14 protein-coding genes are annotated in these 13981 nt (G+C 43.2%); 6 read left to right on the top strand and 8 right to left on the bottom strand.

The window, feature by feature from the left end:
- The first annotated feature begins 79 nt into the window (after nt 1-79).
- Both ACU01J_RS17950 and ACU01J_RS17945 read left to right on the top strand, forming a co-directional pair.
- Entirely contained in the window at nt 80-1000 is a 921-nt protein-coding gene (locus ACU01J_RS17950; RefSeq protein ID WP_481085133.1) for an IS5 family transposase, read from the top strand.
- The gene (locus tag ACU01J_RS17945; protein ID WP_481086940.1) at nt 969-1301 is read left to right on the top strand and encodes a response regulator; all 333 of its coding nucleotides are present in this window, start codon (nt 969-971) and stop codon (nt 1299-1301) included. Before ACU01J_RS17950 ends, ACU01J_RS17945 begins: the two co-directional genes overlap by 32 nt.
- Before the next feature lie 40 nt (nt 1302-1341).
- Here ACU01J_RS17945 and cqsA read toward each other — a convergent pair whose 3' ends face one another.
- The 5 genes from cqsA to ylqF form a co-directional block, all read right to left on the bottom strand.
- Entirely contained in the window at nt 1342-2523 is a 1182-nt protein-coding gene (cqsA, locus tag ACU01J_RS17940) for an alpha-hydroxyketone-type quorum-sensing autoinducer synthase (protein WP_481086939.1), read from the bottom strand.
- A gap of 222 nt (nt 2524-2745) precedes the next feature.
- Nucleotides 2746-3702 carry a TDT family transporter gene (locus tag ACU01J_RS17935; protein ID WP_481086938.1) on the bottom strand — a complete coding sequence of 319 codons (957 nt, stop codon included), beginning with the start codon at nt 3700-3702 and terminating at the stop codon, nt 2746-2748.
- A 126-nt stretch (nt 3703-3828) separates the two neighbouring features.
- Nucleotides 3829-5229: a H(+)/Cl(-) exchange transporter ClcA gene (clcA, locus tag ACU01J_RS17930; protein ID WP_481086937.1), complete on the bottom strand. Its 1401-nt coding sequence runs from the start codon at nt 5227-5229 to the stop codon at nt 3829-3831.
- Nucleotides 5230-5664: 435 nt separating this feature from the next.
- Nucleotides 5665-6654, bottom strand: a complete 990-nt coding sequence (locus ACU01J_RS17925; protein ID WP_481086936.1) for a CobW family GTP-binding protein — start codon at nt 6652-6654, stop codon at nt 5665-5667.
- A gap of 107 nt (nt 6655-6761) precedes the next feature.
- Entirely contained in the window at nt 6762-7697 is a 936-nt protein-coding gene (ylqF, locus tag ACU01J_RS17920) for a ribosome biogenesis GTPase YlqF (RefSeq protein ID WP_481086935.1), read from the bottom strand.
- Nucleotides 7698-8022: 325 nt separating this feature from the next.
- Here ylqF and ACU01J_RS17915 point away from each other — a divergent pair, with 325 nt between their 5' ends.
- Both ACU01J_RS17915 and ACU01J_RS17910 read left to right on the top strand, forming a co-directional pair.
- Nucleotides 8023-9585, top strand: a complete 1563-nt coding sequence (locus ACU01J_RS17915; RefSeq protein WP_481086934.1) for a methyl-accepting chemotaxis protein — start codon at nt 8023-8025, stop codon at nt 9583-9585.
- Between the two features lie 361 nt (nt 9586-9946).
- A complete protein-coding gene (locus ACU01J_RS17910) occupies nt 9947-10360 on the top strand; it encodes a GFA family protein (RefSeq protein ID WP_481086933.1) in 414 nt (137 codons plus the stop codon).
- 206 nt (nt 10361-10566) lie between these two features.
- On the opposite strand, the gene ACU01J_RS17905 is transcribed toward ACU01J_RS17910, so the two are convergent.
- From ACU01J_RS17905 to ACU01J_RS17895, 3 genes are all read right to left on the bottom strand, one after another.
- The gene (locus tag ACU01J_RS17905) at nt 10567-10710 is read right to left on the bottom strand and encodes a hypothetical protein (protein WP_481086932.1); all 144 of its coding nucleotides are present in this window, start codon (nt 10708-10710) and stop codon (nt 10567-10569) included.
- Between the two features lie 137 nt (nt 10711-10847).
- Entirely contained in the window at nt 10848-11276 is a 429-nt protein-coding gene (locus ACU01J_RS17900) for a DUF3010 family protein (RefSeq protein ID WP_481086931.1), read from the bottom strand.
- Between the two features lie 158 nt (nt 11277-11434).
- The gene (locus ACU01J_RS17895; protein WP_481086930.1) at nt 11435-11806 is read right to left on the bottom strand and encodes a cystatin domain-containing protein; all 372 of its coding nucleotides are present in this window, start codon (nt 11804-11806) and stop codon (nt 11435-11437) included.
- Nucleotides 11807-12210: 404 nt separating this feature from the next.
- Here ACU01J_RS17895 and ACU01J_RS17890 point away from each other — a divergent pair, with 404 nt between their 5' ends.
- Together ACU01J_RS17890 and ACU01J_RS17885 are read left to right on the top strand one after the other, a co-directional pair.
- Nucleotides 12211-13041 (top strand): DUF6279 family lipoprotein, encoded by an 831-nt coding sequence (locus ACU01J_RS17890; RefSeq protein ID WP_481086929.1) that lies wholly within the window; start codon nt 12211-12213, stop codon nt 13039-13041.
- Between the two features lie 87 nt (nt 13042-13128).
- Nucleotides 13129-13893, top strand: coding sequence for a sulfite exporter TauE/SafE family protein (locus ACU01J_RS17885; RefSeq protein WP_481086928.1), 765 nt, complete (start codon nt 13129-13131; stop codon nt 13891-13893).
- Nucleotides 13894-13981: the final 88 nt, after the last annotated feature.

The following is a 13981-nucleotide window of genomic DNA, read 5'->3' as shown; positions in this document are numbered from 1 at the left end:
GGCTTTGTTGCGTAATTCGATGGAACTAAATCAGGAAGTTACGATCTGATCGGCTACATCAGTTAATCATCGTAGCCTTATGCCGAAACCTCGTTACAAAACAACTAACTGGAAACAGTACAACAAAGCCCTAATCAACCGTGGTTCACTCACTTTCTGGATTGATGAGGAAGCCATACGCGAGTGGAAGCAAAGCAAACAGAGTAAGCGCGGCAGGCCTCGTCGATTCAGCGACCTAGCCATTACTACCGCACTGATGGTAAAACGCGTTTTCTCTATGCCATTGAGAGCGCTGCAAGGTTTTCTAGACTCAGTATTTAAGCTGGCTAACATACCGCTTGTTTGTCCGCATTACACCTGTATAAGCCGTCGAGCCCAGCAGGTTGAGGTTTCATTTAAAACTAAAACCAGAGGTGCGATACAGCATCTGGCCATTGATGCCACTGGTCTCAAGGTTTATGGCGAAGGTGAATGGAAGGTCAAGAAGCACGGTACTGACGGGAAGCGTAGAGTCTGGAGAAAGCTGCATTTAGCAGTCGACACCAGTACTCACGAGATAGTAGCAGCAGAACTGAGTTTATCTAATGTCACTGATTCAGAAGTCCTTCCTAATTTGCTCAAGCAAACACGTCGACAAATCATCGAGATATCTGGAGATGGTGCTTACGACACAAGGAACTGCCATGATGCCATACGGATTAAGCGAGCTATTCCGCTTATCCCACCAAGAGAAGGGGCAGCCTTCTGGGAACAAGGACATCCTCGCAATTTAGCAGTGGGTTGCCAAAAGCTCTACGGCTCCAACAAGAAGTGGAAAAAGCGGTATGGTTATCACAAACGTTCACTATCAGAAACAGCCATGTATCGAGTGAAGCAGTTGCTAGGTGGGAGGTTAAGCCTGCGAAACTACAATGCTCAGGTTGGCGAAACCTACGCCATGATTAAAGCGCTGAACAAGCTTACAGGGCTTGGTATGCCTGAAACTCAGTTTGTTGTTTAAGAATTGCACAATTTCGGGCGGTTTGTTTTTCTGTCCGAATTACGCAACAAAGCCTGTTTTAGGTAGTGAGGCTATCGATCTGATTCTGATGGATATTGAAATGCCAAATCTCAATGGGTTTGATGCCACCGAGGTGATAAGAGGCTCATCTGAAGATTATTTCGATATACCGATTGTTGGACATACGGGTGATAACTGCCAAGAAACGTTACAGAAAATAAAGCAGGTGGGAATGAATGACTATTTAATTAAACCTGTCGACAAAGAACACCTACTAGATAAAATATCATTATATTTGTAATATATTTAATCGCACCTCTGTGAAGAGGTGCTACAGTTGATTAAATGAAATGTAGTTCAGGGTGGTTAAATGCATCCTGAGAGACAGATAATATTTTATCAATTTCCTTTTCCGTTAAGGAACTATTTAATGATAGCCTTAAAATATTTTTGTTATCAGGTGTTGCTGGCGTACAGAATACTGACCCAAACACACCTCGATCTTCAAAAAAGTCTCTAACCTTCCTTGTGTTTGTTTTTTCTGCCGTTTCTAATGCAATTATTTGAGACTCACTTCTAATTTCAAAGCCAATCGATTTTAATCCAGAGGCGATTTGTTGGGCGTTATGGGTTAAGTTTGCTCGCGCATTGTCGCTTTCTTTTATTACCGCTAGCGTTGTGCTGATTCTATCTAACTCACACGCCATCATTGCCGAGCTAAATATTGATGGAAACGACACGTATGGGATAACTTGCCCGGTCTCGTTATTACACCAAACGGCACCTGCTCGATAGGCAAATGTTTTCGCTAAACTAGCAGTCAAAAAATCCACTTTATGAGTAAGTCCAAGCGAATGGACTAGCCCTGCACCTTGTATTCCATGTGTGCCCAATGAGTGCGACTCATCAACCACGATCGCGCAACCTAACTCCTTCGCTTCGTCGATGATTTCAACAAGTGGAGCGATAGTACCGACGGTGCTGTATATTGAATCGACAAGCACGATGCCTGGACCATTTCGTTTTATCGAGCGTCTAAGGTGCCTCACATTGTTGTGCATAAATGGGTGAATGTTGGCTCCGGCAATTCTGGCCCCTTCCCACATCGACATATGGGCAAAGAAATCGATGTAAACATTGGTGCTTGAGTCACAGATAGTCTGTAATAAACCAATATTTGCAATCCAGCCTGACGGTGCAATGGTACAGGATTGAAAGCCAGTGTAGTCCGCTAATTCTTGCTCGACACTTTTATCTAAGCCATCACTGTGAAGAAATACATTGGACATAAATGGGGTGTCTTTACTAGAAATTAGAGAGTTGACCTGGGCATCGATAATTCTGGGGTGATTTGCAAGACATAGATAGTCGTTACTTTGCAAAATAATATCTGTGCTTTCTGGCTTCGTACCTAATACTAAGTTTCGACCGTTATCTTTTTTGTTTATTAAGTCTGAAACGTAGAAATCAATACGCTGCTTGACAAAATTTGGCAAGCTCGAGTAGTCCCTTAACATATTCATAATAGTTAGCCTTGTAAGTTGTGAAATTATTACTGCCAGCTGACAAGGCTATTTATGATGTGTGTTAAGAAATTAGTCTAATATGCAAGGTTGTTTTCTTGCGCAATTTTGCAAACAAAAATATACTTGGTTTAATATATCTCGATTCTCAATACGCTTTTGGGAGCATATTTTAATTAAATAAACTACTAAGTTATTAATAAGCTAATGTTTTTAAATTAGTTAATAAGCTTTTCGAGTGACCTCTGGCCAATACATTTTTACGTAACCAACCGCTACCCATACCACGAGTCCAGTTGCAACTGAGAGTTCGAACAAGCCAAACTTATGTAACCAATGCCAATGCGGATGATACTGCTCGAAAAAGGTGGTCAAGCGATGCATGGCTACAGCGCTTATCACTGAAGGGAAGGTGACTGCTGCGATTGAGGGTTGAAACTTGAGCCTCATTAGGCGGATGTAACAAAGGTAAATCAGTAGCGTCATAGTGATTGCAATCCCTGCTAATGCGCCAGTCAGAATAGGATCCGGTTCGGGAAAGTTGACTAGGTAGGTCGCTAAAGTGAGATTGATAGGAGCTGCCATAATCGCCAGTGTTGGCTTGGCTCGCTTAGGTAACATACCCTCAAACAAAAGACGATAGAGAACCAACGGCAGCATAAAGAAATAGATGGTTATACATACGTTGACCAGCGTTTCTGAAAATACGGTGTGACCAAACTGCGTTCCGGCTAACGAACTACTAATCATACCTACCGGGTATAAAAACCAACTTGGTACGATGTTGGACATCTTAAAATTGGTTAACTGGAAGGTGAAGAACAGTATCATCATCGTGAAATGTAGCAGCAAGGCAGCGAACCAAATTGGGTAGGCGATAACGGGTGAAATGACGGCTAAATAGTCACATAAGATCAGCAACGCCATACTCATTGGCGCCATCAGGCTACCACTTAGCGGATGGCGAATATCATTGATAAAGGTGTTGTAGTTGGTTAAGTATTTAACCAAAACAGGAAATAGCAGAAGTGCTCCAATTCCAGCAAGGTAGGGACGAATCAATTCGCCAATTTCAGGGATGTAGAGCGCCCAAGCATGACCTAGCCCGATAAGGCCTAGTGCTAATGCTGCTTGTGAGGGGGGAACACTCTGAAACTGAGTGAAGCGTCTCCAGTTCAATGAAATACATCCTTATTAGAGTAAAGCGGTAGTTGACTAACGTAAAAGCTCTATTTTTTACCGAAAGAATCCATTACCGGTAAAGTCGTTGCGATCATATCAAGTGGAGTATCTGCGGTGCAAACTTCAGTGAGCGTCACTGGGTAGATCTTTCTGTCGTAACTTATCATTTTTAAGAGTTCGATGAAGCAACTGGCTATAGATAGGCTGACCGCCGAACAGTTGAGCGAATATTACTGCGCCCAAACTGGTGATGATTAAAGGCAGAATGAGGTAATAATTATTGGTCATTTCGATGACTAATAAAATACCAGTGATTGGGGCGCGAACGGTTGCTGCGAATAAAGCGCCCATCCCTGCGATAGCAAACATACCAGGAGTGATGTTTAGCTCTGGCATTAGGCTTTGTGCAATCAATCCAAATGCGTAACCAAATAGGGTGCCCAAGGCGAGCATAGGTGCGAAAATACCGCCTGGTGCGCCAGAGCCAAAACAGATCATGGTGGTGACAATTCGAGCAACGAACAACAGCAATAGGATGGCTGCACTGTAACCACCATTGGTGATGGTTGGGATCAAACCAATACCGCCACCTGTCACCTCTGGGAGGTAAAGTAGCATGATGCCAAAACAGCCGCCGATTAGGGTCCCGGTAATTAGGTAGCGCTTACGGTCATTTTTATGCAGACGTACAAAGAGGTCTTGCGATAGGGTGACTAAATGGTTGAACAGCACCCCAAACGCACCAAACAGTCCACCAAGGAGTAAGAATAGCCACAGCGTTTCTAGCTCTGGTGCTTGGTACTGAGGCATAGTGATGACGGCACTTTGTCCGTTGATGTAGCGAAATACGATATTGGCCGAGACCGCTGAAATGATCACGGCTCGAATGGAGATCAAAGAGTAGCGAAATTGTGGTCGCATCTCTTCTACGACAAACATAATCCCCGCGAGCGGTGCATTGAAAGCCGCAGCTAAGCCACCAGCAGCGCCTGATGCCAACAACGAATGGCGAGTATCATCATCTTTGACCTTGAAAATGTCAGTAACCATACGGCCGATAGCGCCACCCATTTGTACCGTCGGACCTTCACGGCCAAGTACCATACCTGAGCCAAGTGCCCCCATGCCGCCGAAAAATTTTACAGGAATAACGCGCCACCATCTAACTGGTCTGATCCCATCCATTGCCCCTTCGATTTCAGGTATCCCTGAACCTGCCGCTTCAGGAGCGAACTTATGCACGAGGAAATAACCAATAAAGGCCAATGCAGCGCTGATGATAAATGCCGCTAACCAGAGAGGAACCGCGTCACCAATTTCATTTTTTAGCCAGTCGGTACGTGTTTCAGAAACGAAATGAACAGCGAGCTCAAAGTAGGTGCCCACAAGACCGGCCAGCACACCCACCAATAGAGAAAGGAGCAATACTGAAAGAGGAGTTTTGTCTTTAGAGAGAAATTGATTAATCGCATCCTTGGGAACAGCAGCAAGCAAGGATTGCTTAATTTTCTCTCTTTTCGTCATGGAAAGGGGCTCTCTGGGGTAATCAGCGTCGGCAATAGATTCTAAGTAAATTATACGCCTGTCAGGGTGTAACTATAGCGAAAAGATTGCAATATTGAGTTGCAAAATTGAGAGATAAGAACAGATTCTGAGAGGCTAAGACATTCACGGGACTAATGTCACAATTATGCACTAACTATGCCTTGGTCGCCCTTGCATAATTGGAGTTTTGAACCATAGTTAAAGGGTAAGGCAATTTGAACCGACCCGCATGGAGGAAATATAGCCTTACCTACAATTTGGATGGATTCAAACTAAATATTCAAACGCCTCGTTTAATATCAGGTCGCAACATAATGACCTCCTGATTCGCAGACTCACGATTGAGTAACGAGGGATAGGGCGCACTTAAAGTGCGCCTCTTGTCGTTTGGAATCTACTCAATATCCCAAGCGCTCATGATTTCTCTTCGCTGAGGTTGGAAATACTGAGTAATACGTTTTCGAGCTGATCCCACGGCAGTAATTGGCTATCAATAACCTCAAGGCGACTTTCAAATCCTTGCAGAGACATTTCATTGACAGAGACAACGCCATTACTCACGTTGAATGCAAAGCAGCCATCGGTTGTGTTTAACACGCCTTTAACCCGCTCAGCGGTAATATCCGATAATATCGAGAATAACTCGTCAAATTGGAACTCTACTTCAGCGCCGAAGATCCAGCCGCAGCTAAAATAGCCCTGACCACTGTTCTCTTTACGAATATGGGTTTGATTTGGCTCTAATGCAAATTGAGGTTCTTGTTCTGCGTGCTCATGGTGATGCGATGCTACCTCGGATGACGGTGACGTGTCGCGGCGTGGAACGCTAAGAAGCTCTATTGGAAAGTTACCTTGTTGGACCAATTGGCTGTAAATCTTTGGCGGTGTTTGATTTGTTACCCAATCATTGAAGGCATCGATATCTCTGACATGGCATTGATCAACCTTGTTACCGATGATGATGTCTGAAATAGCTAACTGATCAATGAAGTTCTGGTTACCGATGTACTTTTCAATAGTGAGATTTCGTGGATCGACCAAACCAATCGTGGCTTTTAAATCAATGTAGTCAACAAACTGACTAGAGGTTAGCGTCGCAAGGACTTTATGTGCATGACCAAGTCCGGTGGGTTCGACGATCAAACGATCGGGGTTTGTTCTCAATAGGGCCGTAACTGCGACTGACATTGGTACACCAGCGGCGCAGCACATACAACCACCGGGTACTTCTTTAATCAACGCGCCGTGCTCCGTCATCATTGCGCCATCAATACCTATCTCGCCAAATTCATTTACCAATACAGCCCAGTTTTCGTTGTCGGGTTTTGTTTTTAATAGGTTGAGAATTGCCGTTGTTTTACCAGTGCCAAGGAAGCCGGTGATGATATTAGTTGGGATGCCCATTGAACATGTCTCATTTTAGTCTTTGTTATACTATAACAAAAGATACTGAAAAATAGCGAAAAAAAAGGCAGTCTAATGACTACCTCAATGTGGTTTGAATTTGATGATTAGCGTTTGTTTTTAAGGTAACGCTTACGTCGTTCTTCTTTCTTCTTCGCTTTTTCTTCAGCTTTACGCGTTGCTTCAATCTCTACCTCGATCAACTCTTGCGTGATCATTTCAGGTAGCTCTAGAGTGACTTGACCAAGTGTACCGTTGCGAAGTTCATGCAGGAGGATTTCAGACGTCTTGTGCAAGTTGATACGTCCACCGGCACTGAGTGCACCACGCTTACGACCGATTTCTTCCATGATCTCAATGTCAGATTCAGGTAGCTCATCAAGCATGTAACGCTCTTTTAAGCGTTCAGGGTAAGCTTTTGCTAGGTACTCTACTGTGTAAAAGGCAACTTCATCGTATTCCATTGCTGTATCTTTAACAGCACCAGTAGCGGCAAGGCGGAAACCACTATGAGGGTTTTCTACCTTAGGCCATAAAATCCCAGGAGTATCACTAAGTACAATACCGTTTTGTAGGTTAATGCGCTGTTGGCGACGGGTAACGGCTGGCTGGTTACCAGTGACAGCAATGGTGCGGCCTGCCAGTGCATTGATGATGGTTGACTTCCCTACATTAGGAATACCCATGATCATGGTGCGAATATTTTTGCCGATCTCTTCACGATGAGGTGCTAGCTTACGAACTAACTCCATGATGCGATTGACTTCTTGCAGCTGAGATGTCGTGATCGCAATAGCTTTAACGTTGTGCTCTTTCTCAAAATGGTCAATCCAAAGCTGAGTGAGTTCAGGATCTGCGAGGTCACGTTTGTTAAGAACCTTAACCACTGGTTTATCGCCCTTTAACTCTGCAATCATTGGGTTTTCGCTACTAAAAGGGATACGAGCGTCAAGCACCTCAATAATGACATCAATTTGAGGGATCGCTTCCGCAATCTCTTTTTGGGCTTTGTGCATGTGCCCCGGGAACCATTGGATAGACATAGGATTTAACCTTGAAATTCAAACTAGCGTCAATTGTAAGGGGAAATAGGCAAGAGTAAAGAGCTAAAGGTTCGAGGCTGTCTACATCGATAAATGAGAGGTAAGTGATAGTTGTTAATGTTTTGTGTTTTGGGGCTGGGGATTTTTACAAATTATCTAAGATTATGCGTTCGGTCACTCTGCTTCCATGGATCACAGTATACACTTTATATGAATACAACTTCTCATTCGAAAGTACTAATTATAATTTCCATTAATGCTTTGTGATAAATGGATTTGTTGTGTGTGTTTTCGTGCTACAAATTACTACAAAAAAGATAAGACAATGACCGTCAGCCTAACATTATCCGATCGTGAAACACTTTTAAATGACACTGAGCAACTGGTGTCGACCACTGATTTAAGGGGGGTTATCACTTATTGCAACCCCGCCTTTTGTAAAATCGCTGAGTATTCAGAAAATGAATTGCTTGGACAAAACCACAATATCGTTCGTCACCCAGATATGCCTAAGGCCGCTTTTGCAGACATGTGGAGCAAGCTGAATCAAGGTCAAGCGTGGCGAGGAGTTGTTAAGAATCGTACAAAATCTGGTGGCTATTACTGGGTTGATGCGTATGTGACACCGATTTTTGAGCATAACCAAATGGTCGGCTACCAGTCCGTGCGAGTGAAACCTAAGCGTGAATTGGTTGATAGAGCAGATAAAGCGTATCAAAGATTTCTAAAAACAGAAAAATCAGGAACGACTTGGTCAATGAATGTTCCGGACTTTGCTCGTTATGTGGGCTTACTTGGCGCTCTTTCTTCCCCAATTATAGCCGTAATGTTGGGTTTGCAAGGCGCGGTTGCTATTGGCATAAGTTCATTGCCGTTACTAGTGTTAGCGTTATTCTTCCGTCAAGAATTACTTGTTACACCGAGTAAGTTGAAGAAGCTTCAAACGAAGTATGACAGTGTGAGTCGTTTGATTTTTTCTGGTAGTGATCAATTCTCGGTAGCAGATTTCCATTTGCAGCTATTATCGGCGCGAATTAGAACCGTTCTTGGTCGAATGACGGACTCTGCGGAGCCAATACACGATTTAGCGGACAACTTGAGTGCGACCTCTTACCAAGTTAGTGAAGCGTTGGACCAACAGACCAAAGACATCTTTCAGGTTCGAGAAGCGACCGAGCAAGTGGAGATAACCGCAAACGAAGTCTCTTCAAGTGCTCATGACGCGAACCAAATCGTAGACTTAACCCTAAACACATGTGTTAGTGCAAAACAGAGTCTTGATGAGACACATCACAATCTTAATAACTTGGCAACTCAAGCAGAAAAGGCGACTCAAACGACTTATCAATTGAGTGAGCAAGCACAAAATGTCAGCCAAATGATGGAAGAAATTGGCGGCATTGCAGAACAAACCAATTTGCTGGCGCTCAATGCGGCGATTGAAGCGGCTAGAGCAGGGGACCAAGGGCGAGGTTTTGCTGTCGTAGCTGATGAAGTACGTGCTCTATCAGGTAGAACATCTAAAGCAACCATACAGATCAAAGATAGTATTGAGGCGATGCTAACAACAATAGATGGATGGCAGTGCGATATTCTTGATAACCGTGAGCAGACCGACAAATGCGGAGAGTCTGCTCAAGAGAGTTCTGTTCGTTTGTCTGAAGTAGAGAGCCTAATGCAACAGATGAATGAGTTAATAAACTCAGTGGAAAGGTCAGCCAATCAACAACGTGAGTTAACTAATGATGTTAGCTCCTATATTCAATCTATCGCTTCGACTGCAGAGCAAAACCTAGCAGCTACGCATTCAGTAAAGGAGCACTCAAATGATTTGAAAGCACAAGTTGAAGAGTTCCATCATCTTGCGAAACGATTTGAAGAGAAATAATCCTTACAAACCAGAAAGCCCTGTAACCACTGGGCTTTTTCTATCACTCTTGAGCATAACTCTTATGATTTGACTGGTTGATAGAGGTACTTATGGCAGGCTTCTCCCGTCATTCCTTAAATTCACTTTTAGCGTTTTTCGCGCAGGCTCTTAATAAACACCGTAATAGTCGTAAGTTCGATACGTTAGTTTCGACCAAGACGGTTAAGTTCACGACTGAGGTTAATGTCGACACGATATGAGGTGCTTTGATTCGAACTTACCTGAGGCGACTTCTTGAACAGAATCTGATTGAAACTCTAGATCTATTAAGTAATGATGGATAAATAATAGACAGACAAATGTTCAGGAGGAGCAAGCAATGAGTTATTTGGTCGAAGGCGCATGCCAATGCGGACAAGTCAGCTATAAGTTACATCAGCCACCAAAGATGGTGCTGGCATGTCACTGCATCGAGTGTCAGAAACTATCAACAGCCCCGTTTAGTGTTACAGCAATTGTTGTGACAGAAGATATTGAAATATCAGGTGAGCTGAAAGAGTGGTCTCGACTAGCCGAAAGCGGCAACAAGAACTATGCGAAGTTTTGTCCTGATTGCGGTAACCGAGTCTACCACTACAACCCAGATGACCAGTCAACGTTAAAGCTCAAGCTAAAAGCCAGTTCGCCAAATGACCACTCTGTCTTTGAACCGACTGCTCATGTGTGGGTGAGCGAAAAGCAGGATTGGTATCAGATACCGGAAGGTGTGAAGGTATTTGAAAAGCAACCTTAAAACGACAAATCACTAAAGGCCTTTTTAAGTTCAAACTGGCATTAGTTTACCTCGCTGCTAGGAACAGGAAGCTATTTTGACAACCTTATCACGATTAAGGCGGTCAATGACGTATCCAAACTCATCGACCGCTAGATAGTAATACTGCCAGTCCCCTTTCCCTAGTGTGGAGCTCGTTCGAACACCACAAAGCAAGAGCAAGCTTTTTAGCCTTTCGTGTAATCACCTATAATGTCTAAAATCCAGTTATAGCACTCGGAGGCCGACATACCCGGCGGACATTCGATATCATTAGCGAATGTTGAAGCACTAAAGGCAGTGATAACAGCAATAAGAAAGATTTGTTTCATAATATGTACCTCATTGTTTATGAAACTAAATCTTTACATTAACCGAGATTTGTTAACATGGCTGCGAAATGTTTTTTTACAAACTAGACAAAAATGTTCAGTTAGAATAAGAAAGCAGACGAAAAATTTCACATAAATTAGCCACGCATCATTACGCATGCATAGGCTGTTGTGAAAGCTTGCTCTTGGTATTGCTTTAGACCAGTTTCCTTAAAGCTAATCGCAAGAGGATTCTTTTTCAGGCTCTCTTTGATCTGAGTTGGCGAAACCACTTCAACCTGCAAGTCGTTGATAAGTTGGATTGCTGCTTCTAGTTTAAAACCAACTGCGCCACCGGCGAATTTGCCTTTAGTTTGGCGCTGACGGATGACAACTTTTTCTACCTTGTAATCTTCAACTAGTTTGGCAAAAGAGAACTGGAACTTCTTCACTTCTTCTGTGCTATTCGCATTTCCAATTGAAATTTTTGCTACGCGGCAATCTGGTAAATGCATTACGCTGTCAGAATGATCAAGAAGACAGATAACTGCGTCGTTACCTTTTAGTTCTACACCACAAATTTTCATGTTTATACCTAGTTAGTAGTTTGGTCGCCATTATATAGACCTAACAAAAGTTAGCGACCTTTAAATTAGCGAGGGGGATCATCTGTTGAGAGGCCGGGAGGGACGTGGCCAGCGTGATTGCCGGCCTAACGATAATAAAATCTATGCTGGCATATGCATTAAAGGCACAGTTTTCCGCGTTGAGCCACACTGTCAATCATATAATCACCACGAAGGTTGCGATATACCACAGCATGCCAAACTTCATCATTTTCTAAAGTAAATTCAATGGCGTAGTTGATGCCATTCACGACCTGAGTTCTTACTTCATTCACTTGTTTCAGTCCAGAGGTGTTATTCATCTGGTACATTATAGTGTCTACTGCTTTTTGAGCTTCAGGGGTTAGCTCAGAAACGCTCCAGCCACCGGCAAGTGCTTCAGTGCGGCACATTGGGCTTACTAACATAGGCTCTTTCTCTGGCTGTATTGCATGGCTGCAGCCAGCTAGTACGGCGACAGCCGTTAGGGAAACCAAACATATTTTATTCATGATAACTCCTTCGCGAAATCGTTAACTGAGGTTATGTATTCTAAGTGAAATACAAAACAGAATATGCACCGAGTATAGCTTTTCGTTAGGTTTCAGTATAAAAATTAAGTCAGAAAAAAGCAGTTTTCAGTTCAGCATTAACCATCGCTTTCATCTCATCAATGAGCTCAAATATCAGAGTGGAGTCCTAGGGTAACTGTTGCCACTTATCAAGAGGAAAGCGGCAATTGAGCTATATTAATAGCAGTGATTTGGTCTTTGAAAAAGCTAACTGTTTGAAATTTTGTGTGTTGAGTTTTGGTGCAACGGACTTGGTATTTGAATTGCTTAGTTTAAACAGTGTCGATGGTATCTCGACATGGATAACGATAATGCTGAGAGCAGTGGATGCATAGGACAAGGAAATGAGGAAAGTTGGATTATTACTCATCATCTGTAGTGCACTTATCGGGTGTAGCTCGAAGTTTGTCTACAACAATATGGATTGGTTGTTGATCGAATACCTAGAAGATTATGTAGAGCTCGATAATGCGCAAGAAGATCTTGTAGAACGAAAAATTGAAGTCTTGAGTGAATGGCACCGCCGAGAAGAGATCCCACATTATATTGAGCACCTAGATGAACTTATGGCGATTGAACCGCAGAGTTTCACTATCGAGCAGTTACAAGCGCAGCAAGATAAGATACAACAGCACTCGTTTCGATTGGTCGCTCGAATTGCTCCTGAGATGTACGCTTTGGCCAGAGAGTTGTCGGATAGCCAAGTCGATGAATTGATGGACAACATCCGAGTAAGACACACCAAATATAAGAAAAAGTACCAGAAGCTGAGTGAAGTGGAAATCAAGGCACGCTATAAAGAACGTATTGTTGATAGTCTTGAAACTTGGATGGATGATTTAACCCAAGCCCAGTTGAAGATAGTCGATGATTGGGTCGATGAGCTCTATGTAACCACAGATGATTGGATCAACTATCAAACCAATATGCGTATCGAGATGAACTCACTGCTTGACCATCGACTTAAGGTGGCGAGTTTCCAGCCTCAATTTAATAAACTGATGTTTAACCCCGACAGTTTGTACCCGCCTCATCTAGAGGAAAAAATAGAGTACAACAAGAAAATTGGCAATCAGTACTTGGTTAGAGTCATCAACGCTATGACCGATGAGCAAACGGAATATTACCGTGCAGAATTACAAGATTGGAAAGATCTTGCTCAATCTGTTTTATAGACATCCTTACAAATGAGATCGCTGACTATTTGAACAATGACTTAAGCGGGTTAGAGTAAAGGATTGTTTTCTAACACAGTCAATAACATGGAATGGATTCTATTGTTTGGTGCGGGTGTCCTGGGAGGGATACTAAACAGCATCGCCGGAGGAGGGAGTTTTATTACCTTTCCTGCTCTTATGTTTGTTGGTGTGCCACCTGTCATTGCCAACGCGACTAATACCTTTGCCGCATGCGCTGGTTATATCAGTGGTACTTATGGCTTTCGTGACGACATTGCCAATACGGGGCATCGATTAACTCTCACAGTTGTCTTGAGTCTTATTGGTGGTGCTCTTGGCGCCTATTTGCTCCTCACCGTTTCAGAAACGCAATTCTTAACCGCTATTCCATGGCTTTTGCTTTTCGCAACCTTGCTGTTTTTGTTTGGTGAGCCGCTTAGCAGTGCCTTAAGCCGTCTATCTCAATCATCAAGTAATGGCTCAAAATTGGGTTTGGTTGCGATCTCCATTATGTTGGTTGTGGTATCAGCTTATGGCGGTTTTTTTAATGCAGGTCTTGGTGTGGTGGTATTAAGCTATCTAGTCTTGGCGGGTTACCGCGACATCAACCAAATGAATGGCCTTAAATTGCTGATTTCTTCATGCGTGTCTATTGTTGCGATTATCATCTTTGTGATTGATGGATTGATTGATTGGGAGCGAGGCGTGGCGGTGATGCTTGGAACCATATCCGGCGGCTATGTAGCAGCACGAGTGTCGCGCCAAATTGAACAGAAATACGTAAAAGGCTTTGTTGGTCTTTCGAGCATCCTAATGACGGTTTATTTCTTTATTGATACATATGCCTAGTATAAATAGTGAGCATTTGAAGGGGGTCACATGACAAGTTCTTTTGAGCTCAATTTAGGTTAATTTAGCTTCGAACTTGGCAGACTAA

The sequence above is a fragment of the Vibrio sp. 2433-A1 genome (genome assembly GCF_056726085.1).
Note: the sequence above shows the minus strand (reverse complement) of the source record. Positions and strands in the feature narration are given on the sequence as shown.